Genomic DNA, 25,193 nt, shown 5'->3' with positions numbered 1-25,193 from the left:
TCACCACCTCAACTCTGCCTGGAAGAAGCAGGTGTCCGCGGTCTGCCAAGCGCCCGCTTCTGACGCAGAAACATCTTCACCCGATTGTAGAAGCTCGATGTTGCTGGGGTATGAATCCGTCTGAAAGCTTGGACGTACTTTTCATTGCTCGGATCCAGTTGGATGGCTCGCTCTAGAGCGTGGCGAGATTCTTCGTCTTCACCAGCAGAGCTGGCGATGAAACCTAGCCAAGCATTGAGGTGGGGGGATTTCTGGTTGTCGCCTAGTTCCAGAACTTCACGCGCAATTAACAACGCCTCTTCGTGCCGTCCTTCGGCGGACAAGTAATCGGCAAGAGGAACGAGGTAGTGGTAATCTCTTCCGGCGAGCTCAACCATACGTTCCGAGGCCCTGATCGCGCCGCTTACATCACCTCCGGCAAATAGAACCCTTGTCAGGCTGAGTAGGGCCAGTGGGCTGTCGGGCTTCAAGCTAACTGCATGTTCTGCTAGCGACTTTGCTCGTTCCTCATTTCTGTCCTTACTGAACTCGGCGAGTGAGGCGTAATAGATCGAGCTGTTGCTACGTGATCTTCGAATCAGCTTCCTGCATTCTTTGGCGTCGATGGTGCCGTCCAATGAAGATATCACCATGGACTTTAGTAGGCCGATCTCCGAAAGGAATGTTGTTACTGGGTGACCTGTAAAGGGCGCGGGAATTTCTTCGATGTCGATGTCGCCCTTGATGAGCTCGACGTGACGGCGATCATCCGTGCGTGGATCGTAGGCGATAATCGTCCTTGTCTCGGACGTGATCGGTCCGTCGATCTCGCGAAGAAATTCTATTCGGCGTGAATCGCTTAGCCATCTCTTCTCAAAAGGTGCGCGTCGGGGATCAATGGAATATTGGGGCGACAAGGCCAGCGCGATGTGAGCCGCGCAGGGTTCTGCGAACCGCACCGCTGCGTAGCCGCCCATGCTCGACCCATACGTCATGACCCGGCTTGCGCCTTTGGTGAACTCGCGCACCGCTGCGAGCGCCTGCTTTATCTCCGGGTACTGATACCAGTCTTCCCTTCGACCCATGACGTGAAGGGCGGACACGCCGTTATCGGCGAAGAACGCTTCGCCGAAACCGAGGCGCTCGAACCCGTGGCCTATCCCGTAATTGTCGAATGTGACCACCCACCGCGACTTGTCCGATTGCGCACGAACCTTGATGACCAGATTCTCGCTTTCGAACAGTCGTTCCATGCAGTCAGGCTCTGGTGTGGGCGGGGAGGGCGATCGGTACAGTGGGGAAATTGAGTTCATGCCGCATGACTTGCTCGCTTTCTAACCCGAGCGATGCGGCGTAGGCGCCGCCAGAAGCGGCCGCGCTCGGGCTCGGGATAGGGCTGCAGGTTTTCGACGAACTGTTCGGCCGAGGCGCGCCAGCTGAACTTTTCCGCATAGGCGCGCACGTCCTTGCGGTCCAGCTCCAGGCATTTCAGGCAGGCGGTCATCAGGTCCTTGTCGATCACCCCGGCGTTCGATCCGGGGATGATGTCGATCGGGCCGTGGGCCGGATAGGCGGCGACCGGCGTGCCGGCGGCCATGGCTTCCAGGATCACCAGGCCGAAGGTGTCGGTCCAGCTGGGGAAGACGAAGACGTCGGCGTCGCGGAAACAGCGGGCCAGATCGTCGCCGAACTTCGCGCCCAGGAATTTCGCCTCGGGATACTTCTCCTGAAGCTCGGCGCGGGCGGGGCCGTCGCCGACGACGATCTTGGTGCCGGGCAGGTCCAGCTCCAGGAAGGCCTCGATGTTCTTCTCCACGGCCACCCGACCGACGTTGAGGAAGAAGGGGCGCGGCCAGTCCTTGCCGCCCATCTCGTCGTAGATGCGTTCGAGATCCGGGTGGAACACCTCCGTGTCCACGCCGCGCGACCAGGGCGAGACGTTCTTGAAGCCGTGCTCGACCAGCTCGTCGCGCAGGGTCGGGGTCGCCACCATCAGCCGCCCGGACGGCTTGTGGAACCACTTCATATAGGCGTAGCCGACCTGGACCGGGATCGGAAAGCGGGCCGAGACGTACTCCGGGAACTTGGTGTGATAGCTGGTCGTGAAGGGCAGCTTCCATTCCACGCAGATGCGCCGCGTGGCGATGCCGATCGGCCCTTCGGTGGCGATGTGCACGGCCTCGGGCTCAAAGGCGCGCAGCATTTCGCGAATCTCTTCCTCCGCCCCAAGGGCCAGCCGGATCTCCGGATAGGTGGGGCAGGGGATGGTCTTGAACAGGCTGGGCTCGATGACCTCGACCTCATGACCCATGCCGCGGCACTCCGCGACCGTGCGGGTCAGGGTGCGGACGACGCCGTTGACCTGCGGCTCCCAGGCGTCGGTGGCCAGAACGATGCGCATGTAGGCGGGCGGACCCTGAGCCGTGGACGAAGGGCGGAACTTCTAGACGGTTCGGATGACGAAGGCGAGACATGCCGTCTTCATCTCAGCGAAGCTCCAGCGCGCCCTTCATGGACGGCTTCAGCGCTCCCAACGAGGCCTGGACCTGCGCGAAGGCCGCCATGATGTGATAGAAGGAACTCGCCGGCGCCGGTTCGTCGATGAACTTGCCGTTCTCCAGCATCTTGTCGCGCCATAGACCCGGCGGCGTCAGATAACGCCACAGCGCGCGCTGGGCCCGGGCGGCCTGGGTCAGGCAGAGGTCCCTTCGGGCGTCGTCGGTGGTCGCAGCCAGGATCATGGCGGCCTTCAGCCATTCGGTCTGCGGCCACAGCCGCGCCCTGGCGCTGCGAACGCCGCCGGCGATGTCGCATGCGTCCACGGCCACTCCGCGCTTGGCGTCGACGCCCTTCAGTCCGCCCTCGAACAGTCGCCAGGCCGCTTCCAGGCTCGCGGCGTCGGAACGGGCGCGGCCATACCGGGTCAGAAGCCATGACCATTCGAACTGATGTCCCGGCTCGATCAGGCTGCCGTCCAGCCCGGGGGCAGGAGACCAGTCCTTAGAGAAGAACTCGCGCAACAGGCCCGTCTCGGGATCGATGAAGCGGGTGAGGGCCAGCGTGACGATCCGGTCCGCCAGGTCGCTCCAGCCCTTGTCGCCGCCCGCCTCTTCCCAGGCCAGGGCCGCTTCGAGCAGGTGCATGTGGGCGTTGGACTGATAGGGATGCGCGCCGGCCTCGACCAGGCCGCCTTGCGCAGGGGCTTGGGCCAGCAATCCATCGCGGACGGCGCGGGCCGTGTCCTCGCTCGCGAGTTCCGGCGCCAGGCGATGCGCCGACGCCAGGGCGAAGATATAGAAGGCTTGGTCGTAGAGGGTGACGGTCTCGTCCAAGGGCGCGCCATCGGACGACAGCCGCGTGCGGACCTGACCGTCCGGATTTAGGAACTTCGCGTCTAGCCATTCCAGGCCCGCCCGCACCGCTGTATCCCACGGGCCCGGCCAACCTAGGCGCCCCGCTTCAGCGTAAACCTGGATCTGACGGGCCTGGACGCGCGCCCGGCGCGCCGCATCCAGCCGCCGACCGTCCTGTCCCAACAGCTCCTCGAACCCGCCGGCCGAATTCTGGCCGAGGGTGCACCAGGTCGGCAAGGCCGACTGCCGCATCCAGGCGGCGAAACGTGCGGCGCCGTCCGCCAGGTCCTCTTCCTTTGGCTGCTGGAAATCGAGGTGGCGCGGCGACAGCTGCTTCAGGCGTTCGACGACCTTCTTGACGTCTTGGCTTCGCTTCAGGTCGGTCACCAGAACGGCGTCCTGCTCGACGATGATGCCGATGTTGGAAACGCCGATCGCGGCGACCATCACGCCGTCGCAGGCGCGAACGAGACAGCCCTCGCTGTCCTCGAAGACGTGCAGCCCGACATCGCCTTCCCCGGAAGCATGCACCGAGTCCCAGGCGCCGAGATCGGACCATTCGAAATCCACGGGCAGCACGGACGCCCGTTGGGTGCGCTCCATGACCGCGTAGTCGATCGAAATCTTGGGCGCGGACGAGAATCGTTCGCCAAGGAAGATGGACGGCCCATCGACGGTCGCGTCCTCCAAGGCGGCCGAGACAGCTTCGCTCAGGCCGGCGGTTGCAACCTCGATCTCATCGAAGAGCACGTCCGCGCGAACGATGAAGTTGCCGCTATTCCAGAGATAGCCGTTCGCGATGTATTGCGCCGCCGTCTTGGCGTCCGGTTTCTCTACGAAGGCGCGCACCTCGGCCAGCCCGGCCGACGCGGGTTCTATGTAGCCATAGGCGGAGGAAGGTGCGGTGGGGACGACGCCGAGCGTGACGATCCGACCCTTGGTGGCGGCCGCGCAGGCCGCCTCAGCCGCCAGTCGGAACGCCTGCTGATCCGGGATGTGGTGGTCGGACGCCACGAACAGATTCACGGCGTCTGCACGGCGCTGCTTAGTCCAAAGCGCCGCCGCCGCCATCGCGGCGGCCGAATCGCGCCCTTCGGGTTCAAGCAGCACGACGGCCGTTCGACCGATCTCGGCCAACTGTTCGAGGATGGTCCTGTGATGCGCCGCGCCGCCCACCACCACGAGCGCGCCGTCCTCTCCCGCCAGGGGCGCCACGCGATCGACGGTTTCCTGGAAGAGCGACCGATTGCCGGCCAGGGGTATGAATTGTTTTGGCCTCGACGGACGAGAGGCGGGCCAAAGCCGCGTTCCGGCGCCGCCGCACATGATGACGGGAAAGATCACGGACATGGACAGATCGCTCGCGACGGACTTTGCGGTGGAGCCGTTCTTACGGAAGGCCGCCGTGGCCGTCACCCCACAACCTTCGTGTGTGTCTCTTTAGCGCGCGTGGATCGCTAGAGCGGAAGCACCGTCGTCGACTTGACCTCTTCCAGCACCGCATAGGTTCGGGTCTCCCGCACGCCGGGCATCTTCACCAGCACGTCGCCGAGAAAGGCGCGATAGGCGTCCATGTCGCCGACGCGGGCCTTGATCAGATAGTCGAAGCCGCCGGCGACCATATGGCACTCCAGCACCTCGGGCTGGCGGCGCACCGCCTCGGCGAAGGCCTCGAAGACGTCGCCGGTGGTCCGGTCCAGGAGGACCTCCACGAAGATCAGCAGGTCGCGGCCGACCTGGGCCGGGTCGATCAGGGCGGCGTAGCCGGTGATGACCTTCCTTTCGCGCAGCCGCCGGACCCGCTCGAAACAGGCGGCGGGCGACAGGTTGCAGCGCCGGGCCAGTTCGGCGTTGGAGACGCGGGCGTCGGACTGGAGCACCCGCAGGATGCGGCGGTCCACGGAGTCTATGTCAATCATCGGAAAGCGGATGGTTACGCCGAACGATCTTCGGCGACAGAGCCTATCATACGAAGCACCTTCAATGAACTCCGGCATATACGGCGGAAATCCACAGGATTTGTCCGCCGATGACGTCGCCCGCCTTCAACCCGTCGAGCCTGGCCGTCTGGGACGGCCTGGATTATCACAAGTTCCGCGACGAACGCGCGGCCGTCGCCGACAATCTGGCGCTCACGCCGCTGGACGCCGGCGAACGCGAAGCGGTCGTGGCCGAGGCCATCGACCTGGTCGAACACGCCCGCCGCAGCCAGAAGAAGCAGGGGGTGGTCGAGAGCTTCCTGCAGCAGTTCAGCCTGGGCACCCGCGAGGGCCTGGCGCTGATGTGCCTGGCCGAGGCCCTGCTGCGGGTGCCGGACGAGGAGACGCGGGATCGGCTGATCGCCGAGAAGATCGGCTCGGCTGACTGGGCCTCGCACCTGGGCCAGTCCGACAGTCTGTTCGTCAATGCCTCGACCTGGGGCCTGATGCTGACCGGCAAGCTGGTGGATGTGGACGACGAGGCCAGGACCGACCTGCCCGGCTTCCTGAAGCGCATCGCTGGTCGCCTGGGCGAGCCGGTGATCCGCCAGGCGGTGGCCACCGCCGTCAAGATCATGGGCGAGCAGTTCGTGGTGGGCCGCACCATCCAGGCGGCGCTGAAGCGATCGAACCGCGAGGGCTGGCTGTGCAGTTTCGACATGCTGGGCGAGGGCGCCCGGACCCTGGCCGACGCCGACCGCTATGAGCAGATCTACGCCGACGCCATCGAGGCGGTGGGCCGGACCGCCAAGGGGCAGGGGCCGGAGCATGGGCACGGCGTCTCGGTGAAGCTGTCGGCCCTGTCGCCCCGCTATGAGGCGACGCAGGAGGACGGCGTGTGGGCCACGCTGTATCCGCGCGTGCTGCGCCTGGCCCGGATCGCGGCCAAGCACGACATCAACTTCACCATGGACGCCGAGGAGGCGGACCGGCTGGCCCTGTCGCTGAAGCTTCTGGATCGGCTGGCGCATGAGGCCGATCTTGGCGGCTGGACCGGCCTGGGTCTGGCGGTGCAGGCGTATCAGAAGCGCGGGCTGGAAACGATCCAGCGGGTCGCCGACCTGGCCCGCCGCTCGGGCCGCCGGCTGATGGTGCGCCTGGTCAAGGGCGCCTATTGGGACACCGAGATCAAGCGCGCCCAGGTGTTCGGCCGCACCGACTATCCGGTGTTCACGACCAAGGCGGCGACCGACCTGAACTATCTGGTCTGCGCCCGCGCCATGATCCAGGCCTCGCCGGCGATCTATTCGCAGTTCGCCAGCCACAACGCCCACACCCTGGCCGCCGTGCGCCGCATGGCGCGCGACCGCGGCGTCACGGTGGAGCACCAGCGGCTGCACGGCATGGGCGAGGCCCTGTACGACGCCGCCGCCGAGCGATGGTCCGACGAGACCGTGATCGTGCGGGCCTATGCGCCCGTCGGCGGCCACGAGGAGTTGCTGCCCTATCTGGTGCGGCGCCTGTTGGAAAACGGCGCCAACTCCTCCTTCGTCCAGGCCCTGCTGGATGAGCGCGTGCCCGCCGCGGCCGTCGCGGCCGATCCCATCTCCCTGGTCGAGCAGGCGCCCGACCGTCACCCCAAGATTCCGGTTCCGAAAGACATGTACGGCGATCGTCAGAACTCCCTCGGCCGCGACTATTCCCAGGCCGCTGACCGCGAGCGGCATGCGAAGGCGCTGGAGTTGGTGGACCGCGAGAAGCTGACCTCGGGTCCGATCATCGGCGGCAAGCTGCGCGCCGGCGTCGACGCCCAGGCCGTGACCAATCCCTTTGACCGGTCGCAGGTGCTGGGCCACGTCTCGGAAGCCGAGCCGGCCGACATCGACGCCGCCGCCGTGGCCGCGGCGAACGCCCAGGTCAAATGGGACCGCCAGGGCGGCGCCAAGCGCGCCGTGACTTTGCGCGCCATGGCCGATGCGCTGGAGGCGGACCTGGACCGGCTGGTCGCCCTGCTCAGCCGCGAGGCGGGCAAGACCCTGAACGACGGCGTGGCCGAGGTCCGCGAGGCGGCCGACTTCTGCCGCTATTACGCGCTTCTGGCGGAACGCGACTTCGCGGGCCCAGAGACGCTGAAGGGGCCGACCGGCGAGACCAACCAACTGTTCCTGCACGGGCGCGGCGTCTTCGCCTGCATCTCGCCGTGGAACTTCCCGCTCGCCATCTTCACCGGCCAGATCGCCGCGGCCCTGGCCGCCGGCAACGCCGTCCTGGCCAAGCCGGCCGAGCAGACGCCGCTGATCGCCGCCGAGGCGGTGCGCCTGTATCACAAGGCGGGGCTGAACCCGGATCTGCTGGCCCTTGTCCCGGGCCGTGGCGAGACGGTCGGCGCGGCCCTGGTGTCGCATCCGGGCGTCGACGGCGTCGCCTTCACCGGCGGCACCGACACGGCCGCCGCCATCAACCGCTCGATCGCCGCGCGGCCGGGCGCCATCATTCCCTTCATCGCCGAGACCGGCGGCCTGAACGGCATGTTCATCGACACCACCGCGCTGAAGGAGCAGGTCATCGACGACGTGATCCTGTCGGCCTTCGGCTCGGCCGGCCAGCGCTGTTCGGCCTTGCGCGTCCTCTATGCGCCCAGGGATTCCGCCGACGCCCTGATCGAGGGACTTAAGGGCGCCCTGGCGGTGCAGGCGGTGGGTGACCCCGCCGACCCGAAGACCGATATCGGCCCGGTGATCGATCCGGAATCGCGGCGCGCGCTGGAGGCCCATGTCCAGCGCCTGTCGCGCGAGGCGAAGATCGTCGCCCGCGCCGCCCTGCCGATGGGCTCGGAGAAGGGCGACCTGTTCGCCCCCACCATCGCCGAAATCCCGACCCCGGACTTCCTGGAGCGCGAGGTGTTCGGACCCGTGCTGCACGTCTATCGCTATGATCCGTCAGAGCTGAAGACGGTCGCGGGCAAGCTGGCCGCACGCGGCTACGGCCTGACGCTGGGCGTGCACAGCCGCATCGAGGCCTTCGCCGACGAAGTCATGTCGCTGGTTCCGGCGGGCAACATCTACGTCAACCGCTCGATCACCGGCGCGGTGGTCGGCGTCCAGCCGTTCGGCGGCGAGGGCCTGTCGGGCACCGGCCCCAAGGCGGGCGGCCCGAACAGCCTGATCCGCTATGCGGCGGAAAAGGCTGTCAGCATCAATATCGCGGCCCAAGGCGGAGATCCGGCCCTGTTGAATCTATAGCTTGGGGTTGACCAGGCCGACCGTGTGTCGTCCATGGCGCCGGTAATCTAGACCGGAAGAACATGACCTCGATCTGTGTTGACGGCTTCAACCTCGCCCTCTCCAAGGGCTCGGGCATCGCAACCTACGGCCGCAATCTGCTGGAGAATCTCCAGGGCTTGGGGTTCGAAACGCAGGTTCTGTATGGGCCGCCAAGCCCACGGCGCGCGAACAACGTCTTGAACGAAGCCGCCTTGGTGGATGCCGAGCGCCCGGCGCAAAAGCTCAGCCGGAAACAGAAGTCGAGACGCTTTCAGCAGACCTTCCTTTCCCGTTTCGGCAGGGAGGCCTACTCGATTGTGCCATCTGGCGAGGTGATCTGGCCGGAACGAGGCGGCGGCCGACCGGCCGCCGATCGCTTTTGGGCCTCTCAGGATCTGTTCCTCTACGGCAATCGCGCATTCGCAGCCTACGGCACGGAAACGCCGGTAACGTTTGAATCCTCGGCGGATACACCGAAGCCGGACGCCGTTCACTGGACTGCCACCTTGCCGCTGTTCGCCAAAGGCGCGGCCAACATTTACACCATTCATGACCTGATCCCCCTGCGGTTGCCGCACACGACGCTCGATGACAAGGCTGTCTATGGCGCGACGCTGAAGGCGATCGCAAAGCGCGCGGATCACATCGCGGTGGTGTCTGAAACCACTCGTCAGGATGTCATTCGGCTGATGGGCGTCCCGGAAGACCGGGTCACCAACACCTATCAGGCGGTGAGCATTCCTTCGAAGTATGCCGATAGGCCCCAGAGAGAAGTGGAGCTTGAGCTCGAAGGCGTCTTCAACCTGGGCTGGAAGCAGTACTTCCTCCACTTCGGCGCCATCGAGCCCAAGAAGAATCTCGGTCGTATCGTGGAAGCCTATTTGAGTTCCGGGAGCACGACGCCGCTGGTTCTGATCGGCGGACGCGCGTGGCTTGAAGAGGGGGAGATCGCCCTTCTCAATCAGGTGAAGCGGGATGGCGGCCCTAACGCAGAGCGCATTCGCCAATACGACTACATGCCCTTTTCCATGCTGATCAGCCTCATCAGGGGCGCCAAGGCGACTCTGTTTCCGTCGCTGTACGAGGGTTTTGGCCTGCCGGTGCTTGAGTCCATGGCGCTTTCCACAGCCGTCTTGACGTCCACGGGAGGGGCCCTTCCGGAAGTCGCGGGCGAAGCTGCCGTCGTCGTCGATCCCTACGACGTGCAGGCGATCACGCGTGGCATCCAGTCCCTGGACGCCGATGAGGGGCTTCGGGCCCACTATGAAGCGCAAGGGGTGGCGCAGGCCTCAGCCTTTAGTCCCGAGGCGTACAAGGAGCGCCTGCGAGCCCTTTACGACAAGGTGGGCCTGTCGGCTTGAATGGTCCTTGCGTCCTTCTTCTTGACCCTGGCCGGCGTTCGGCCTCAAAGAAGCGCATCTCTCGGGGCATTTCGTCTCAGAACCTGGCCGAGCATCAATGATCCTGGCGTCTGTTGAACGACATAGCCGCATCATCGGCGCGCTGATGATGCGGGAGGTCATGACGAGGTTTGGCCGACAAGGCCTGGGCTTCGCGTGGCTGATCGGAGAGCCTCTTCTTTTTTGCTTCGGGGTCATGGGCCTCTGGGCCATCACGCACTCGCCATACCAGCATGGCGTGAAGCTAGCGCCGTTCGTGATGACCGCATACATGTCGCTAATTCTGACGCGGCATTTGATCGGTTACATGTCGGGAGCCCTTCAAGCGAACATTGGTTTGCTCTATCACCGACGTATCTCGCCTTTGCACATCTTCTTGTCTCGCATTTTGATGGAGTTTGGTGGTACGACCGCTGCATTCTTTGTGGTGTACGTAGTGCTGTATGCTGTAGGTCAGGTCGAGATTCCCTATGACTTCTTGTTGCTTTACTCAGGTTGGGCTCTTCTCTGCTGGTTATCCGCTGCGTTCGCGCTGACGCTGGCGGGCACCGCCATGCGCTTCGAGACCTTCGAGCGCTTCATCGGCTTGATCAGCTATCTGTTGATCCCGTTGTCTGGTGCGTTTGCGATGGTGTCGTGGCTTCCGCCGAACCTGCAGCCTTATCTCCTCGCAATTCCCTTCGTTCATCCCATCGAAATGATCCGAGCAGCGGTGTTCGGCGAGTTTGTCGAGACGCACTTCAATCCGCCTTACGCTATTCTCTGGAGCGCGATATTCACCATACTTGGCTTGGCGCTTGTGCTGAGCTCGCGCGATAGAATCGAAACAGAATAAGCTTGGGCTCAAAGCCCGCCGCCCCTTAAAGCTAGAGCCCATGACGGACCCGAAAATTAGCTATGTAGGCCCGATCCCGGAGCTCATCGCCGGCCCGAAGCGGCGCAAGCCCTGGTGGCGCCGCGTGCCGCTCCCGTTCCTGCTCGTAGTCGTTCTGCCGACGGCTCTTGCGGCCATCTATTTCCTGGTCATCGCCGCCCCGCGGTACGTGTCCGAGTCGCACTTCATTGTTCGGGCCGCCAACCAACAGCAGCCTTCCAGCCTGGGCATGGCATTGCAAGGCGTGGGCCTCGTCAACACGGCCTCTGACGCCTTCGCCGTGCACGAGTACATGAAATCGTTCGACGGCATGGCGTATGTCGAGCGGCGGTTCGATGTGGCGAATATCCTTCGCCCGCGGGGGCTGGATGTGTTCAGCGGCTGGCCGCGATTTGGCGACAGCCGGTCTGACGAGGGCCAGTTGAAGGGCTTCCAGCGCTTTATCACCGTCGGTTACGACGGATCGACCGGAATAAGCGTGCTGCGGGTCCAGGCGTTCGACCCCGAGGTGGCCCGACGGGTCAACCTGACGCTGCTGGAGGGCGGCGAGCAGCTCGTTAACCGGCTGAACAACCGTCAAGCGGAGGACGCTGTGTCGGACGCCCGTCTCGCGGTTGAAGAAGCGCGGACGAGGCTGAATGAAACCCAGTCGTTGCTGACGACGTTCAGAAACCGCGAGCAGTTCGTCGATCCCGTGCGGAGCGCCGCGGAGGGTTCACAGCTCATCGGCTCGCTGATGACCACGGTCGCGACCTTGCGTGCGGAGCGCGCGCAGATTGCGGCGGAGGCTCCCCAGAGCCCTCAGCTCTCGTCGATCGACAACCGCATCGCTGCCTTTGAGCGCCAGATTGAGGCGGAGCGGGCTAAGATCGCGGGCGGCGCGACGTCGCTTGCCTCTAAGATCGGATCTTACGAGGAGCTGATCGCGCAACGCGAGCTCTCCGAGAAGGAGCTTACTCAAGCGACTGCGACCCTGATCAGCGCCGAACAAGAGGCGCGTCGGCAGAAGCTCTACCTTGAGCGTATCGTCAGCCCCAATCAGCCTGACAAGCCCACGGCTCCGAACCGGTGGATCGCGATTCTGACGGTTCTGGTCTCAACGCTTGTTGCTTATGGCGTCGGCTGGCTCATCTGGGCGGGCGTTCGCGAGCATAACCAAGACTGATGCCCGATACTCCTTCCAACGACGTCGGGCTGAGGGTGGTCAACCTGAGCCGTCAGTTCCACGGGGCGTCGAAGCCGCTATTCTCCAATCTGAGCTTTTCGCTGAAGAGGGATGGTCGTTTGGCCATCCTCGGACGAAACGGCCAAGGCAAGTCGTCCTTGATCCGGATGCTCGGCGGCATTGATCGCCCAAGCGACGGCTATATCGACTGGTCCATGACGACGTCTTGGCCGATCGGATTCGGAGGCGGCTTCCAAGGCAGTCTTACCGGCCTTGACAACGTCCGATTCCTCGCGCGGCTCTACAGGCGGGATTACGAAGATCTTCGCGATCGGGTTGACGATTTCGCCGAGCTCGGGTCGGCGCTGCGGCGGCCAGTGAAGCATTACTCCTCAGGGATGCGGGCGCGCCTCGCCTTCGGACTGTCTCTGGCGATTGAATTTGACTGCTATCTGATCGACGAGCTCGTCGCGGTCGGTGACGCGCGTTTCCAGCGGAAATGTCAGGAAGAACTTTTTCAGCACCGAGCACACCGCGCGTTCCTGATGGCGTCGCACGACGTGAACCTGATCGCCAGCTACTGCGATAAGGCGCTGATCATCGAGAGCGGCCGCGCCAAGATGTTTGAGGACGTGCAGGAAGCCGTGGAGGTCTATACGTGGCTGAGGGCGGCGTGAGCCATCCGCGCACTCGTTGGATCGTCGTCTCTCCCGGACGCGATCACGCCGTCTGGTGTGAGACGATCCTCGCCGCCGCCGCGCAGCAGGGCCAACAAGCCGTCATCCTGTCGCCAGATGCGCCTCCGACCGAGGGCTGCGCCATCATCTGCGATGACCTCGACCTCGCTCGTTCGTCAGCCGCCGCCGAGGACATCGCGGTCCTGCCGCTCGAGCCCTTCATCGATTTGACAGGTTGTGAGACCGACGACGAAGTCAACGTCAGGGTGATCGACACCAGTCGAAAGATCGTGACGGCGCTGAGCGCGGAGCAGGCGGGCTTCCGGTTCGCCGCGATGATCGACGGGAAAATGCGCCTTCACGACCTTTCCATCACGCCCCCTAAGGGGGGCGAGACGGAGGGCTCGGCTAAGGAGGAGGCGTTGGCTCGCGCCTGCGCCGTCTACCGCAATGACACGGCGCGGTGGAGCAGCGCAGCCTTCAATTTCGATCCTCGCAACAAGGTCTCTGCCCCCACCCTAGGGGAGTTGGATGTCACCGGACGTCCGAGGTTCCTGGTCTCGGGTCCTTATCTGCTCATGCCTTCTGGGGGTTGGCGCGCAACGATCCGACTGTCCTTCGATCATCATCTCAGTCGAGCGGGTTTTCGGGTCGACTGGGGCGGCGTTGACACTTACGCGAGCCATGAGTTCCGCCCACAGCGTGCCGGTGTCTTCGAACTTGCGCTCGATCATCACTGGGAAGCGCCAGCATCCGCAGAACTGCGCGTCCTCGTGCTTGAAGGCGTCTTCCACGGCGCCATGACGTTCCACGGCGCGACCATTGAGAAAGTGTCCTCTTAGCGCGACGGCTCCTCTGCCTCGACGCTTCGCGCACCTCCGGTCATCAACGCGTAGGCGCGCTCGATCGCATCGTTCTTCACGAAAAGCAGATCGCGTCGGGGCGGCGGCGCTTCAGCACCAGGTGTCGATCCGCCCCCGAGCGGCGCACCATAGAAGATGTGCGCGCCGATGCGCTTTACGCGATCGAGGCGTTGCGACCAACTCGGGCGAACGTAGTTGGCGTGGTAATTGACGGAATTTCGAGGCAGCAGCGTCTTCGCCTCCCCCGAATAAACCTCCCGCGCGATGCGCTCCGCCCTTGCCCAGGCGGTCATGTTGACCGGTGAACGGCCGATCGATCCGTCGCAGGTGAAGGTGAATTGGCAGGTTCGAGAATTGCGCTGGTAGACGACCTGGCAGACGTCGCGAGGGTAACGTCCGCTGCTCGCCCGGTTGAGCACCACCTCGGCGACCGCAGCCTGACCTTCTTCGCTTTCGTTGCGTGCTTCGTAATAGATCGCCTGGGTCAGGCAGGCGATCGGATCATCGGGAACCGACGGCGGCGTCGTCAGGTCGAGGCGAGGCGGCCTATAGCCTCGACTGGCGGGTGTCGGGCGCGCTCTTGCCGCGTCGTAAGCTGGCGGCGCGATGGTCGAGACGGAATCCGCCCGAAGTCGGCGAGCGGTCGTTTCCCGACGTGGAGCAGATGCCGGCGCAACGCTGGATGGGGTTGCCGGCGGCGCGTCAGCGAGCCGCCCTCCTTTGCCCTCAGCCAACATGCCCCGCAGGCGCGCGTTGAGAGCGGCGCGACGTTCCGCATCGGTCTCGACCGCAAGAGGCTTCGCCGCCGATGGGGACGTGAAGGCCCTCCTCTCCGGCGGCTCGGCCTGAGCCAGCAGATCTCGGCTGCTGATCCCGCCCCAGAGGGCAAGCGACAGTCCGCTCACGACAATGACCGAAGTCTGCGCCTTCATCCCCGTCCCCGGATTCACCGCCCTCGATATCAAATTGTCCGAACCCATCCAAGCGTAGCGGCCCGTATGCATTGGCTGCTGCGCCAGGAAGGGCTAACACGAGGCCATGCGGACCCTGACGGCGCGCGCCGGTTTTTCCTTGATCGAGGCTCTGGTGGTCCTCGCGATCGGGGGCATGGCCTTGGCCATCATCTTCTCGATCGGCATCAAGGCGGGCGACGCCGGCTTCAGCCTCGGACGAAGAGCGACGTCGGCGGCTGACCTGGATGTTTCGGTCAGCGACGCTCGGGTGATGATCCGCAGCATCGCGCTGAGACCGCCCGAAACCTTCAACGCCCAGGTGGATCGACCCGTGGTCGGAGCGGCGGACCGGCTGGAAGCCGATGTGGTGATGGAAAGGGCGACCCAATGTGCTCCGCAAGGCTGGGCGGGTCGCATGGTTCTGACGGTGGAGAGACGCGGCGCGCAGGGGGTGTTGTCCTGCGAAGCCGGAGGCCCGGCGTCGATCCTGATCACGACCAGCGATCCGACCGCGCGGCTTTCGTACTCCACAGACGGTCTGACATGGTCGGACGCCTATGAGGCCGTGACGCAAGTGGAAGCGAGCAATGACGGACAGATGCGTTCGATCCGTCTGTTCGTGCGCTTTCAGAGTGGCGCGATCGATGTGGTGGAGGCCGTCGGTTCCGGCCGGCCGGAAAGCTGGATTCGGTTCGATGATCCAATCTAGGAGGAAGGGCTTCGCCCTGCCGGCGGTGCTGGCGGTAACCGGCGTCGTGACGCTGATTTTCCTTGTCGCCATGACAGCCCTGAGCAGCCTGACCGCCGAGGCGGCCGCCGCTCGCGCGAGGGTCCGGTTCATGACCCGCGCCATGACCGCAGAGGCGATGATGGTCTATATGGCCGCCACCGAGCCAATCGCAGCTGCGGGCTTCAATATCGGCGGCCCCCGCCTTTTCGACGACGCCATGTATGATCCGGCGGGAGGAGGGGGCGGCGAACTGATGCGCCTGGACGGGCGCAGCTATCAGGTTGATCTCGAAGGACCGTTGTTGATCAGGCCACAGGATCAGGCGGGGCTGATCAATCTCGCCTACCTTTCGGATGCGGGATATCAACGCCTGGGCGAGGCGGTGGGCCTGTCGGAACGCTCCGCCCGGGCGTTGATCCCGCTCTATCGCGACTATGTCGATCAGGACGGTCTGGAACAGCCAAACGGCGCAGAGGCTGGCGATTATGAGGGAGCAGGGCCAGCCAACCGCGTCTTGCGTCGCCCGGATGAATGGCTGTCGCTCTTGGGCGTCCGGGAACAGATTAGGCCGGCCGCCTGGCGCCGCATCCGCGAGCACCTTGCCATGGATTCCACCTCTCCAAACGAGAACGTGAATACCGCCACGGCGGAAACGATGCGCATCCTTTACGGCGCTACGCCGTCCCAGGCCGAGGCCGCGATCCAAGGGCGCGAGCAGCAGCCCTTCATGTCATTCGCCAGCTTCGCGGGGGCAACCGGCCTGCCAGACACCAGCGGCGACAGCTTCTACACCTTCCCCTCCGGCCGGATAATTCTGACCATCGCAGACAGTCGATCCGCCTGGGTGTATCGTTCACGCCTCACCCTCACGCCGTCCGGGCTTGAGCGGCCGGTCTGGATCGACCAGACTGAGTTGAAAGAGGCTCCGGGGCGAGCCGTGGCTGATTTGTCCGATGCAGTTCAACTTCCTTACACCCCGCGTTGAGCGGGTGTCCGCTGATGGCCGTTGGGTCACCGTCCATCCCGGGGGCGCTGGCGGGCGGCTGCGCCCTGCCGTTGTGCTGCTCGCGCGAGATCTGACAACCTTTAGTCTGTTCCAGGCCGAGAACCTGCCTCGCGGGCGACGGGGGCAGGCCGCGCGGCTTCATGCCCGCACGGGGGCGCCATATCTGATCAGCAGCTCCACCCTGGTGAAGAGCGGTCCTGACTTCGGCGTCTGGTGGTGGGACGCCGAGCGGGTCAACGCCCTGCTCCAGGCGCGTTACGGCGCAGCCGGTGCGCCGATGGTGCGGCCAGAGACCTTGGCTCAACCGTCGGCGGACGGCTGGCGCATTGTGCGTTTGGACGAAGGTTACGAGGCCCAGCTGTGGCGCGGACGGCGGCTGATCGCCTCCGCCTGGCGGCGCGATCGCTTCGACGTCGCCTCCTGGAGCGCCTTCACTCGGCTGCAGCGGGGCGTCGAGGATGCGCCCGCGACGCCGCCGCCGCCACAGACCCTGCCGATCGATTTCAGCGCGCCCGCCTTCGCCGTGTCGGCCGCCGACCTCAGTCGTGAACAGCTGCTCGGCGCCGGGGCGGCCGTCGTCGCTCTGACCGCCTTTGGCCTCAGCCTTTTCTTACTGGGCCAGGGCGCCCGTCTCGCTTCCGACGCCGACCGGATCGAGAAGGAGACGGCGGAAATACAGGCGGCGACGCCGCGAGCGGCCGACCTGGGCGGCCTGGACGCCGAGCGCCGCCGGCTAGCGGCCTATGCCGAGGTGGAAGCGCAAACCAACCCGCTCAGCGCTGCCGGCGCCGCGATCGGCATCGTCGCTTTTCATGATCTGACGCCCACCGCGCTGGAGTCCGAAAGCGGGACCCTGACGATGACGCTGCCCTACAGCGCGGTATCGCTTGCGGACACCCTGATCGCGGACTTCGAGGGCTCGGGCTACTTCTACGACATCCGCCCTCGTACCGACGCACAGAACCAGCGTCTGGTCATCGAGATGAAGATCCGGGAGGCGGCGCCGCCCCTGACTGCAGACGGATGAAGCGGCAGTCGCCGCTCGCTGTCCGCAAGGTCATCACGACGCGATCGCCATTGATCAAATTCGCCGTCGCCGCTGAACAGGCGCCGCCCGCGGCGATATCGAGCGCTGGAGCCAGGGTGTAACGCCACGGCGAACGAAGCGTCACTGTTCTCGTCGCATCAGCCTCGTCTGCCTCCGTGGCGGGCGTTGCGGAGGAGGCGGCAGCGCCGGTATCGACCAGGCGGATCGCGACGCCCGTGCGGTTCGCCTCTCGGCGATAGTCTGAGACCTGCTTCTGGAATTCGAAGAAGACGGCGTGAGACGTCGCCTGATCCAGCATCCGCGAGGTGCTGGGCATGATGACGGCGGCGCTGAGGCCGAAGATCGCCAGCACGACCAGTATCTCCATGAGGGAGAAGCCGGCGCGGCGATCCTTAGCGTTGATCGGAAGTGATGTCGGCATTCGCGCCTTGGCCGCCTTCCTGGCCGTCCGCGCCGTAGCTGATCACCCGCGCGCGGTTCTCGGGCGCGCCAGGGGAGCCGTCGGCTTCGGCGGCCGGCGGCTGATAGACGTAAGGGCGGTTCCACGGGTCAGAGGGCAGCGCCTTGTCCAGATATGGACCCGACCAGCCCGCCACCTGCTGAGGATCCGCCTGCATCAGAAGCGCGAGACCTTCCTGCTCTGTCGGCAGGCGGCCGATGTCGAGACGCATGGTTTCCAGCGCCGCCTCAATCGATCGAATCTGCAGCCGGCTGGTCGTCGTCTTGGAACGGTCCAGTTGAGCGAAAAGGCGAGGACCGACGACGGCGGCCAACATGGCGATGATCGCCAGCACCACCAGGATCTCAAGGAGGCTGAAACCTTGCCGCGCCGACGCGTTGCGCGCGAACAGGCGGCCGGCCGAGCGGCGGAGACGAGGAGAGATGCGAATGGACAAACCGGACGCCCTTGTAACCATGGAGCTATTACCGCGGCCCCGCGGCTGCTATAGCGGATGGATGTGCGCGCGTCGATTGTGAACGAGTGGGCGCAACGGTGCGGCGGGGCTGGATTGAAGGACATCATTGCCGGATTGAGGACGTCCGTCCGGACGCAGGCCCGTGCTTTGGTCGCCCGGCTGCAGCGCACCACCCCGCGCGAGCGCGTCCTCTTGGCTGTCATGGTGCTTGGCGCGCTGGTCTATGCTCCGATCGGCGCGGCGGACTGGCGCGTTCGCCAGGAGGATCGCTACGTCGATGCGCTGTCCGCGCGGGCCGGCGCCCGCCTGGCGGCCAGTGCGGCCCGGCGCGTCGAGGCCGCTGCCGCAGACGATCTGGCGATTGAGGATATGAAGACTTGGGGCTTCGAGGCCTCCAATGTCGCCGTCGCCCAAGTCCGCATCGAGCAGCAACTGTCGAGGGTTGCGACCGAGGCGGGCATGACGAACGTCTCCATCACCACAGACAGCGAGATTGAGGCGATCGGACCGACCCAATGGCTGGGCGCGGAGATCCAGGCGGACCTGCGCTGGAATCCGACCTTCGCCTTCTTGGATCGGGTTTCCGCCTGGCCCGAAGGGTTCCGCGTGGTCGGTTTCGACTACGAGATGACGCCGGTGTCGCCATTCCAGATTCAGCAGCGGCGTCAGGACGAGGTTCAGTTGCCTCCGGCCGGCGGCAAGGTGCGAATCCGGCTGGCCTTCCCTGTGATCCTGCCCGGCGGCGCCGCGGATCAGGACGAGGGGGCCGCCTGATGCGGTGGGCGCCTTTTCTATTGCCGCTGTTCCTGTTCGCGGCCTTCCTTCTGGGGTGGCAGTCGCCTGGGCGGCCGGAAGAGCCGCCGGCGGTGCGGCGCGGTAATGGCGGCGGCGACGACGCCCCGGTGCTTCGTCCGGGCGAGAGCGCATCCGCCGCGGTGCGCTTCCTGCGAACCTTGCGCTCCGATCCGCCGCCGCCTCCGCCGCCGCCGCCACCGCCTCCACCGCCTCCGCCCCCGCCGCCTCCGCCCCCTCCGGATGTCGCCGTCGTCTTCAAGCAGGCGCTTGGCGGCATAGAGCGCGACCCGGCGACGGGCGCGTTGACGGCGCTGGTCCGCGACCCCGCCGCGCCGGGGCCGCAAATCAGGGCTATGGCCGTCGGCGACCGCTTTGGGGATGATTGGCGGATCAGCGAGATCACAAATTACGCCGTGACATTAAAGAAGGGCCGCGAGACGCGCGTGATCCGTCTTTATGGCTAGGGTGCAGGAGTTGGATATGTCGAACCGCAACGCGCGCCGCTCCCGTGGACGCAACGGATCACTCATGGCGGCCGCCTGCCTGGGGCCGATGATGTTTCTGGCCGGATGCGCGGCCTTTCCGACCATGACCGCCACTCCCGTGACGCCGAGTTCGGAGCTGGAGGCTTCCTCCAACGAAGGCGACATCTTGCCTAGCGGCTCGGACGCGACGGTCGCGGGACAGCGCCAACCGGCCGAACGCCTTCCCATTCCGGGGCGCGCGGCGGAGACATCGCGACGCCAACCCGCGACCGAGGCGGAGATCGCCGCCCTTGTTCCCGACGAGCCCGTGGACGCGACGTTGGCGCCGCAGTCGATTCCGCAGTTCGCCGCCACGGTGTTCGGCGGCGTGCTGAATGTGCCTTATTCCCTGAGCGGCGTCGCCGGCCGCAATGAGGTCATCGCCGGCGGCACCGGCGGGCTGATCAGCAAGCGCGCCCTGTTCCGCCTGACGCAGCAGGCGTTGAAGCAATACGGCGTGGACGTCTTCATAGACGGCGGGTCCGTGACGATCGGTTCCAGCGAGACCGGCGCCATCGGCAGCACCATCGTGCGGGATCGGTCGAATCCGCCTTCGGCGGGGCGCGTGGTCCAGTTCTTCAACGTTCAGACCATCGAAGTGAACGTGCTGCAGTCTTTGCTGAGCGATCTCTTCCCCAACCTGGGCGGCGCGCGCATCACGCCCGATCCACTCACCAACAGCCTGATCATCTCGGGGTCGGCCCGCGATGTGGCTCAGGTGGTGCGAACCCTGCGCGAGATCGATCAGCCGCGTTTCGCCGGCGCCGACGTGCTGCGCATCGAGCCGATCTACTGGTCCGCCGATGCTCTTGCGACCTCGCTCGAACAGACGCTGACGACCGAGGGCTACATCGTCAGTCGCCAGGCCCTGGCCGGACGCTCGATCGTGATCCTGGCCTTTCCGCAGGCGAACCAGATCCTGGTCTTCACCAAGGATCCCGAACTGCTGGACAGGGTGAACTACTGGGTCGGCGCCTTGGATCGACCTGCGGCCCTGGGCGATAAGGCGAGCACCTTCGTCTACAACGTGCGCAACACCGACGCCCAGTCGCTGGGCCAACTGGCCATGGGCCAGGCGCCCACCACCAGCCAGCCGCAGCCGCCGGTGGGGGTGCCGGGGGCTCCGCCGGCGACTGAAACTCAAGCCGCTGAGCGCCAAGTGAACCGTTCCGGCAGCGGTCAGAGTTCGCAAAGCACCTCCGGAACCTTCCTTGGGGGACGCCTTCTGACGGACCCGATCGGAAACCGCATCATCTTCACCGGCACAGCCAGCGACTACGCCCAACTGCGCACCCTGCTGACCACGTTGGATACTCCTGCGCCGCAGGTGGTGGTTGAAGTCATGATCGCCGAGGTGACGCTCACCGACTCCACGAGCATCGGCGTTAACCTGTTTGGAACCGAGACGCGAGGTGACGGCGTTCTGACCGGTTCGACGGAAGGTCTGGACATCGGCGCCGGCGCCGGCGTATTCACCTTCACCGGAGCGGACTTCCGCGCGAGATTGGTGGCGAACGCTTCCAATAACAGGGTGAACATCCTTCAGCGGCCGCAGCTCGTGACCCGAAGCGGAGGGACCGCCCGCTTCCAGGTCGGCTCCGACGTGCCGATCATCACGTCGCAGCGGGCTTCTGACAGCAGCTCGGACGGCGACACGGACATCCTGCAGAGCGTCCAATATCGCCAGACCGGCACGATCCTGGAGATCACCCCAGTGGTCTACGGCGACCGTGTCGACGTCACGATCAATCAGGAGCTTTCCGAGGCTGGCGACCCCCCCGCGGGCAGTCAGATCGGCAGCCCTCCGATCCTGAACCGCAGCCTTACGACGCAGATCGCCATTCGCGACGGCTGGACCGGAGTCCTGGGCGGCTTGATCGGCAACAACTACCGCAAGAACAACGCGGGGATTCCATTCCTGAAGGACGTCCCCGTCATCGGCTCCGTGTTTCAGAGCAATACGGTCAGCGGCACGCGCACCGAACTTCTGCTTCTGGTCACGCCCTATATTGTGCGCGGCGACGAGGACATGGGCGACTTCGCCGATGAGTATGCGGAAAGCATGAACGCCGCCTTCCGCACCGGGCGCGGCTGGTCCTACACGCTTACGCCCTGGTCGATCAGTCCCCGATTCCGCGGCCTGGGTCTGGATCTGCCGAGCCCGCTGCCAGCGTCAGAGACGCCGACCTTGCTGCCGCGACGCGGGCGTTCGGCCCAGACCTTCTCTGATTCGCTTCCCGAGGCGCCAGTCGATCTTTCGGATGACGCCGAGGTTTCGGCCCCGGCCGAAGGACTTTAGAAGCCCTCGCCCGTCATCCGACGCCAGCCCATGCGGTCGAACACCAGCGGGGCGGGTGATCGGCCGTTGCGGCGCTCGATCTCGACCGTGACGGTGAACAGCTGAACCTGGAACATCCCGTCGCCGGTGGGAAAGCCGGCGTTGGTGCGCATCTCTGTCTTGGGTTCGGACGACCACCGGATGGTGTCGCCTTCCGGCAGTTGAATGGCGCCCTGCGGCTCCTCGATCGGGTTCAGATCGCGAGTGAGGGCCAGGGCGTTCTCCTGCGCCGCCACCTGTTCCATGGCGTCGGCGGCGCGGCGTTGGCCTCGGATCATCTGCTGCTGAAGCTCGAAGATGGCCGTCAGGGTCATGGCGGCGATGCTCAGCGCGACCAGGGCCTCGATCAGGCTGAAACCCTCGCGGGGACGACGCATCACACGACGCCTTCGTAGACGCTGGACAGGGCCAGGACCAACGACAGGGCGACGAAGCCGACGATCAGCGAGATGGCGCCGATCGCCGTCGGCTCCAGCAGCGAGGTCATGCGCTTCATGCTGTCGCGCAGTCGGTTCTCGTAGTTGTCGGCCATGAAGCCGAACATGGCGCCGATCGCGCCCGAGCGCTGGCCGGCGCGCAGCAGGCTCAGGTCCATCGCCTCCAGCTTGGTATGTGCCGCCAGGGAGGCGTCCAGCGTCAGGCCGGCCTTCAGGTCGCCTTCCAGCCGGTTCAGCCCCTGTCGGAAGGGTCCGATCGGCACGGCCGCGCGGGCCAGCGCGACGGCCGAGAGGATCGGCACGCCGTTGGTCAAGGCGAACGAAGTCAGGCGCGCCCAGGCCGCGATCTCCCGGGCCTGGATCACGCCGCCGACGACGGGCAGACCGTGGGCGAGGGTGTAAGCGCGGGACTTGATAGCGGGATTGGTCGCGATGACCACCGCCAGGGCGACCAGCGCCCCCAATACGACGCCCACAAGGCCAATGTGGGCGTTGGCGTATTCGCCCGCCGACAGAACCCACCGCGACATCGTCGGGACGCGACTGCGATCTTCGCCGATCATGGCGCCGAAGCGTGGCACAACCTGGGTGAAGATGAAGGCGACCGCGCCCAGCCCGGCCGTCAGGAGAAAGGCCGGGTAGGTCATGGCGTTTGCGAACTCCCGTCGCAGACGATCCTCGTAGGCCATCTGCTCGGCGGCCTGTTTCAGCACTTCGGCGATCCGGCCGGAGGCCTCGCCCACGCGCGCCATGGCGTAGAGATAGTCTGGAAAGCCCGGGGCGTGCTCCTCCAGCGCCTGGCCCAGCGAGTCGCCCCGACGCAAGGCGGCGATGGCGGCCTGGAACTGGGCCCTCCCCTTGCGCGACTGCATGCCCTGGGCGACCGTCTCCAGCGCCTCAAGCAGCGAGACGCCGGCTTCCAGCATCAGGCCCAGTTGGCGCAGCACCAGCACCCGCTCGCCCGGCTTCAGCGCGCGGTTCTGGCCCTCGCCGCGCGGGGCGACGGCGGGCGAGACCTTGAGAACGGTCAGGCCTTCCGCCGACAGGCGACGCACCAGGGAAGCCTCGTCGGCGGCGCTGAGCACGCCGCGGGATAGGGCGCCCTGACGGTCGATGGCCTGATACTGGAAGGTTTGGGCCGTCACTCTCCACCGCCCACGATGCGGTGGACCTCCGACAACGTGGTCAGGCCGCGACGAGCCTTCAGGAAGGCGTCGTCGCCGAAGCTGAGGAAGCCGTCCTGCCGCGCGATGGCGGTCAACTGGTCCTCGTCGGCCGAGGCGCGCAGGGCGTGGATCAGGGCCGGAGAGGCCGGCGCGATCTCATAGGCCCCGATCCGGCCGCGGTAGCCGGATTGGCCGCAGCGGGGACAGCCGACGGCCTCGCGCCAGGCGGCCGGTTCCGCATCGGCGACGACACGGAGATGGGCGGGGATCGACTGCTCGTGAACCGCCGCCTCTTCGGCCGTCGACGGCCGGGCGCAGTCGCACAGCCGACGCACCAGCCGCTGGCCTGCGACGCCGCGAAGAACGTCCGCCAGCAGATAGTCCTCGATCCCCAGATCCAGCAGGCGCGGCACGGCGGCCAGCGCCGTGTTGGTGTGGACGGTCGAAATGACCAAGTGGCCCGTTAGGGCCGCCTGGACGGCGATCCGGGCCGTCTCGGGATCCCGGATTTCGCCGACCATGATGACATCCGGGTCCTGGCGCAGGATCGAGCGCAGGCCGGCGGCGAAGGTCAGGCCGATGTCGGCGCGCACCCGCACCTGGATCACGCCCGGCAGGTCCAGCTCGACCGGGTCTTCCACCGTGATGATCTTGCGCTCGCCGTCGTTCAGGTGGCTGAGCAGGCGATAGATGGTGGTGGTCTTGCCCGAGCCCGTCGGGCCGGTGATCAGGAAGACGCCGTTGGGATGTTCGGACAGCTCCAGCAGGGTCTTCTCCTGCTGGGCGCCGACGCCCAGTTCGGACAGTTCGGGCAGGCGGCTGGTCTTGCCCAGCAGACGCAGCACGATCGATTCGCCCCAGGAGCAGGGCAGGGTGGAGACGCGCAGGTCGACCTCCTGGCCCGAGACGCGCACCGACTGGCGGCCGTCCTGGGGCAGGCGGCGCTCGCCGATGTCCATGCCGCTGAGCAGCTTGATGCGCGAGGCCACGGCTTCGAAATTGGCGCGCGGCGCGGCGCGGGCGGTGGTCAGGACGCCGTCGATGCGCATACGCACCAGGAAGCGGTCCTCATAGGGCTCGACGTGCACGTCGGAGGCGCGGCGCGTCAGGGCCTCGGCGAAGACGGCGTTGACGAAGTCGATGGTCGGCGCCTCCTGCGCCAGTTCGCGCAGGCGCGCGGCGTCGGCCCCGCCGCCCAGGGCGCCGTCCAGAAGGGGCGCGGCGTCGGCGTGCAGGTCCTGCGTCAGGGCCTCGATCAGCGAGCGCTGGGCCAGCATGAAGACGACAGGATCGGCCGCGCCCTGGCCGATGCGTTCGCTCAGGCTGGGCTGCAGCGGCTGGACGGCGGCGCAGAGGATGCGGCCGGGCGCGGCTTCGGTCCCGTCCTCGCGCCAGGCGACGGCCTCGTGCTCGGCCCACCAGTTCAGGGGAGAGCGGATCTCGGCCAGGAAGGCGGCGACCTGGTCGGGGCGCGGCCCGTCCTCGGGCAGCAGGATCGGCAGGTCCAGCTGTTCGGACAGCACCTCCAGCAACTGCGCCTCTGACACGGCGCCCAGCCGCACCAGGTTCAGGCCCAGAAGGCCGCCGTTCTGCCCCTGCAGGGCCAGGGCGTTGGCCAGGTCCGCCTCGCGGATCATGCCGCGCGCGATCAGCTCCTCGCCCAGTCGCCGGCGCGGCGCGGGCGGGGCGGGAAAGCGGATGGCGACGGGTTCGGCGAGGGTGTCGGCGGGCAAGAGGGACTCTGAGCTCAAGACGGCGTTCCGGCTTATAGCGCGCGCTGTGAACC

The 25,193-nt window shown here is 65.9% G+C and carries 22 protein-coding genes; 12 read left to right on the top strand and 10 right to left on the bottom strand.

What is annotated here, in order from left to right; translation table 11 throughout:
- Window positions 1–8: 8 nt before the first annotated feature.
- The 4 genes from ACE3PU_RS02200 to ACE3PU_RS02185 all read right to left on the bottom strand — a co-directional run bounded on the left by ACE3PU_RS02200 (window position 9) and on the right by ACE3PU_RS02185 (window position 5,251).
- The gene (locus tag ACE3PU_RS02200) at window positions 9–1,232 is read right to left on the bottom strand and encodes a hypothetical protein (RefSeq protein WP_374386199.1); all 1,224 of its coding nucleotides are present in this window, start codon (window positions 1,230–1,232) and stop codon (window positions 9–11) included.
- Window positions 1,233–1,288: 56 nt separating this feature from the next.
- On the bottom strand, window positions 1,289–2,380 hold the full coding sequence (locus tag ACE3PU_RS02195; RefSeq protein WP_374386197.1) for a glycosyltransferase family 4 protein: 1,092 nt from the start codon (window positions 2,378–2,380) through the stop codon (window positions 1,289–1,291).
- Window positions 2,381–2,465: 85 nt separating this feature from the next.
- On the bottom strand, window positions 2,466–4,682 hold the full coding sequence (locus tag ACE3PU_RS02190; protein ID WP_374386195.1) for an AGE family epimerase/isomerase: 2,217 nt from the start codon (window positions 4,680–4,682) through the stop codon (window positions 2,466–2,468).
- 107 nt (window positions 4,683–4,789) lie between these two features.
- Window positions 4,790–5,251, bottom strand: a complete 462-nt coding sequence (locus ACE3PU_RS02185; RefSeq protein ID WP_374386193.1) for an Lrp/AsnC ligand binding domain-containing protein — start codon at window positions 5,249–5,251, stop codon at window positions 4,790–4,792.
- A 110-nt stretch (window positions 5,252–5,361) separates the two neighbouring features.
- Between ACE3PU_RS02185 and putA the strand changes: the two genes are divergently transcribed.
- The 6 genes from putA to ACE3PU_RS02155 all read left to right on the top strand — a co-directional run bounded on the left by putA (window position 5,362) and on the right by ACE3PU_RS02155 (window position 13,472).
- Window positions 5,362–8,493, top strand: a complete 3,132-nt coding sequence (gene putA, locus ACE3PU_RS02180) for a bifunctional proline dehydrogenase/L-glutamate gamma-semialdehyde dehydrogenase PutA (protein WP_374386191.1) — start codon at window positions 5,362–5,364, stop codon at window positions 8,491–8,493.
- 62 nt (window positions 8,494–8,555) lie between these two features.
- On the top strand, window positions 8,556–9,875 hold the full coding sequence (locus tag ACE3PU_RS02175; protein WP_374386188.1) for a glycosyltransferase family 4 protein: 1,320 nt from the start codon (window positions 8,556–8,558) through the stop codon (window positions 9,873–9,875).
- A gap of 97 nt (window positions 9,876–9,972) precedes the next feature.
- Window positions 9,973–10,749: an ABC transporter permease gene (locus ACE3PU_RS02170; RefSeq protein WP_374386185.1), complete on the top strand. Its 777-nt coding sequence runs from the start codon at window positions 9,973–9,975 to the stop codon at window positions 10,747–10,749.
- Between the two features lie 40 nt (window positions 10,750–10,789).
- Window positions 10,790–11,953, top strand: coding sequence for a chain-length determining protein (locus ACE3PU_RS02165; protein ID WP_374386183.1), 1,164 nt, complete (start codon window positions 10,790–10,792; stop codon window positions 11,951–11,953).
- The gene (locus ACE3PU_RS02160; protein ID WP_374386181.1) at window positions 11,953–12,630 is read left to right on the top strand and encodes an ABC transporter ATP-binding protein; all 678 of its coding nucleotides are present in this window, start codon (window positions 11,953–11,955) and stop codon (window positions 12,628–12,630) included. The genes ACE3PU_RS02165 and ACE3PU_RS02160 overlap by 1 nt, the downstream gene beginning before the upstream one ends.
- Window positions 12,612–13,472 carry a hypothetical protein gene (locus ACE3PU_RS02155; protein ID WP_374386179.1) on the top strand — a complete coding sequence of 287 codons (861 nt, stop codon included), beginning with the start codon at window positions 12,612–12,614 and terminating at the stop codon, window positions 13,470–13,472. Before ACE3PU_RS02160 ends, ACE3PU_RS02155 begins: the two co-directional genes overlap by 19 nt.
- On the opposite strand, the gene ACE3PU_RS02150 is transcribed toward ACE3PU_RS02155, so the two are convergent.
- Window positions 13,469–14,425 (bottom strand): cell wall hydrolase, encoded by a 957-nt coding sequence (locus ACE3PU_RS02150; protein ID WP_374386177.1) that lies wholly within the window; start codon window positions 14,423–14,425, stop codon window positions 13,469–13,471. The genes ACE3PU_RS02155 and ACE3PU_RS02150 overlap by 4 nt on opposite strands.
- Before the next feature lie 106 nt (window positions 14,426–14,531).
- On the opposite strand from ACE3PU_RS02150, the gene ACE3PU_RS02145 reads away from it, so the two are divergent.
- Genes ACE3PU_RS02145 through ACE3PU_RS02135 form a run of 3 tightly spaced genes read left to right on the top strand, consistent with a single transcriptional unit; the run spans window position 14,532 to window position 17,209 of the window.
- Window positions 14,532–15,155 carry a prepilin-type N-terminal cleavage/methylation domain-containing protein gene (locus ACE3PU_RS02145; protein ID WP_374386175.1) on the top strand — a complete coding sequence of 208 codons (624 nt, stop codon included), beginning with the start codon at window positions 14,532–14,534 and terminating at the stop codon, window positions 15,153–15,155.
- Complete coding sequence (locus tag ACE3PU_RS02140) at window positions 15,142–16,161, top strand: general secretion pathway protein GspK (protein WP_374386173.1); 1,020 nt, start codon at window positions 15,142–15,144, stop codon at window positions 16,159–16,161. The genes ACE3PU_RS02145 and ACE3PU_RS02140 overlap by 14 nt, the downstream gene beginning before the upstream one ends.
- Window positions 16,162–16,165: 4 nt before the next feature.
- The gene (locus ACE3PU_RS02135; RefSeq protein ID WP_374386171.1) at window positions 16,166–17,209 is read left to right on the top strand and encodes a hypothetical protein; all 1,044 of its coding nucleotides are present in this window, start codon (window positions 16,166–16,168) and stop codon (window positions 17,207–17,209) included.
- On the opposite strand, the gene ACE3PU_RS02130 is transcribed toward ACE3PU_RS02135, so the two are convergent.
- Complete coding sequence (locus ACE3PU_RS02130; RefSeq protein ID WP_374386169.1) at window positions 17,157–17,651, bottom strand: Tfp pilus assembly protein FimT/FimU; 495 nt, start codon at window positions 17,649–17,651, stop codon at window positions 17,157–17,159. The two genes, ACE3PU_RS02135 and ACE3PU_RS02130, sit on opposite strands and share 53 nt — an antisense overlap.
- Window positions 17,623–18,147 carry a type II secretion system major pseudopilin GspG gene (gene gspG, locus ACE3PU_RS02125; protein WP_374386167.1) on the bottom strand — a complete coding sequence of 175 codons (525 nt, stop codon included), beginning with the start codon at window positions 18,145–18,147 and terminating at the stop codon, window positions 17,623–17,625. Before gspG ends, ACE3PU_RS02130 begins: the two co-directional genes overlap by 29 nt.
- A 114-nt stretch (window positions 18,148–18,261) precedes the next feature.
- Here gspG and ACE3PU_RS02120 point away from each other — a divergent pair, with 114 nt between their 5' ends.
- The 3 genes from ACE3PU_RS02120 (at window position 18,262) to ACE3PU_RS02110 (ending at window position 21,765) form a co-directional block, all read left to right on the top strand.
- Window positions 18,262–18,921 (top strand): hypothetical protein, encoded by a 660-nt coding sequence (locus ACE3PU_RS02120; protein ID WP_374386165.1) that lies wholly within the window; start codon window positions 18,262–18,264, stop codon window positions 18,919–18,921.
- Complete coding sequence (locus tag ACE3PU_RS02115; RefSeq protein ID WP_374386163.1) at window positions 18,921–19,406, top strand: hypothetical protein; 486 nt, start codon at window positions 18,921–18,923, stop codon at window positions 19,404–19,406. The genes ACE3PU_RS02120 and ACE3PU_RS02115 overlap by 1 nt, the downstream gene beginning before the upstream one ends.
- Before the next feature lie 124 nt (window positions 19,407–19,530).
- On the top strand, window positions 19,531–21,765 hold the full coding sequence (locus ACE3PU_RS02110; protein ID WP_374386161.1) for a secretin N-terminal domain-containing protein: 2,235 nt from the start codon (window positions 19,531–19,533) through the stop codon (window positions 21,763–21,765).
- On the opposite strand, the gene ACE3PU_RS02105 is transcribed toward ACE3PU_RS02110, so the two are convergent.
- From ACE3PU_RS02105 to ACE3PU_RS02095, 3 genes are read right to left on the bottom strand one after another with little or no spacing between them, the layout of a single operon-like run.
- Window positions 21,762–22,181 carry a prepilin-type N-terminal cleavage/methylation domain-containing protein gene (locus ACE3PU_RS02105; RefSeq protein WP_374386159.1) on the bottom strand — a complete coding sequence of 140 codons (420 nt, stop codon included), beginning with the start codon at window positions 22,179–22,181 and terminating at the stop codon, window positions 21,762–21,764. The genes ACE3PU_RS02110 and ACE3PU_RS02105 overlap by 4 nt on opposite strands.
- Window positions 22,181–23,386 (bottom strand): type II secretion system F family protein, encoded by a 1,206-nt coding sequence (locus tag ACE3PU_RS02100; protein ID WP_374386157.1) that lies wholly within the window; start codon window positions 23,384–23,386, stop codon window positions 22,181–22,183. The genes ACE3PU_RS02105 and ACE3PU_RS02100 overlap by 1 nt, the downstream gene beginning before the upstream one ends.
- The gene (locus ACE3PU_RS02095; protein ID WP_374386155.1) at window positions 23,383–25,158 is read right to left on the bottom strand and encodes a GspE/PulE family protein; all 1,776 of its coding nucleotides are present in this window, start codon (window positions 25,156–25,158) and stop codon (window positions 23,383–23,385) included. The genes ACE3PU_RS02100 and ACE3PU_RS02095 overlap by 4 nt, the downstream gene beginning before the upstream one ends.
- Window positions 25,159–25,193: the final 35 nt, after the last annotated feature.

It is taken from the genome of Brevundimonas sp., assembly GCF_041911375.1.
Classification (GTDB): Bacteria; Pseudomonadota; Alphaproteobacteria; order Caulobacterales; family Caulobacteraceae; genus Brevundimonas.
Note: the sequence above shows the minus strand (reverse complement) of the source record. Positions and strands in the feature narration are given on the sequence as shown.

Bases quoted from the DNA above. Each gene is read 5' to 3' on its own strand.
- ACE3PU_RS02200 (WP_374386199.1), bottom strand. From the start codon at position 1,232: ATGGAACGACTGTTCGAAAGCGAGAATCTGGTCATCAAGGTTCGTGCG.
- ACE3PU_RS02195 (WP_374386197.1), bottom strand. From the start codon at position 2,380: ATGCGCATCGTTCTGGCCACCGACGCCTGGGAGCCGCAGGTCAACGGC.
- ACE3PU_RS02190 (WP_374386195.1), bottom strand. From the start codon at position 4,682: ATGTCCGTGATCTTTCCCGTCATCATGTGCGGCGGCGCCGGAACGCGG.
- ACE3PU_RS02185 (WP_374386193.1), bottom strand. From the start codon at position 5,251: ATGATTGACATAGACTCCGTGGACCGCCGCATCCTGCGGGTGCTCCAG.
- putA (WP_374386191.1), top strand. From the start codon at position 5,362: ATGACGTCGCCCGCCTTCAACCCGTCGAGCCTGGCCGTCTGGGACGGC.
- ACE3PU_RS02175 (WP_374386188.1), top strand. From the start codon at position 8,556: ATGACCTCGATCTGTGTTGACGGCTTCAACCTCGCCCTCTCCAAGGGC.
- ACE3PU_RS02170 (WP_374386185.1), top strand. From the start codon at position 9,973: ATGATCCTGGCGTCTGTTGAACGACATAGCCGCATCATCGGCGCGCTG.
- ACE3PU_RS02165 (WP_374386183.1), top strand. From the start codon at position 10,790: ATGACGGACCCGAAAATTAGCTATGTAGGCCCGATCCCGGAGCTCATC.
- ACE3PU_RS02160 (WP_374386181.1), top strand. From the start codon at position 11,953: ATGCCCGATACTCCTTCCAACGACGTCGGGCTGAGGGTGGTCAACCTG.
- ACE3PU_RS02150 (WP_374386177.1), bottom strand. From the start codon at position 14,425: ATGAAGGCGCAGACTTCGGTCATTGTCGTGAGCGGACTGTCGCTTGCC.
- ACE3PU_RS02145 (WP_374386175.1), top strand. From the start codon at position 14,532: ATGCGGACCCTGACGGCGCGCGCCGGTTTTTCCTTGATCGAGGCTCTG.
- ACE3PU_RS02140 (WP_374386173.1), top strand. From the start codon at position 15,142: ATGATCCAATCTAGGAGGAAGGGCTTCGCCCTGCCGGCGGTGCTGGCG.
- ACE3PU_RS02130 (WP_374386169.1), bottom strand. From the start codon at position 17,651: ATGCCGACATCACTTCCGATCAACGCTAAGGATCGCCGCGCCGGCTTC.
- gspG (WP_374386167.1), bottom strand. From the start codon at position 18,147: ATGGTTACAAGGGCGTCCGGTTTGTCCATTCGCATCTCTCCTCGTCTC.
- ACE3PU_RS02115 (WP_374386163.1), top strand. From the start codon at position 18,921: ATGCGGTGGGCGCCTTTTCTATTGCCGCTGTTCCTGTTCGCGGCCTTC.
- ACE3PU_RS02110 (WP_374386161.1), top strand. From the start codon at position 19,531: ATGACCGCCACTCCCGTGACGCCGAGTTCGGAGCTGGAGGCTTCCTCC.
- ACE3PU_RS02105 (WP_374386159.1), bottom strand. From the start codon at position 22,181: ATGCGTCGTCCCCGCGAGGGTTTCAGCCTGATCGAGGCCCTGGTCGCG.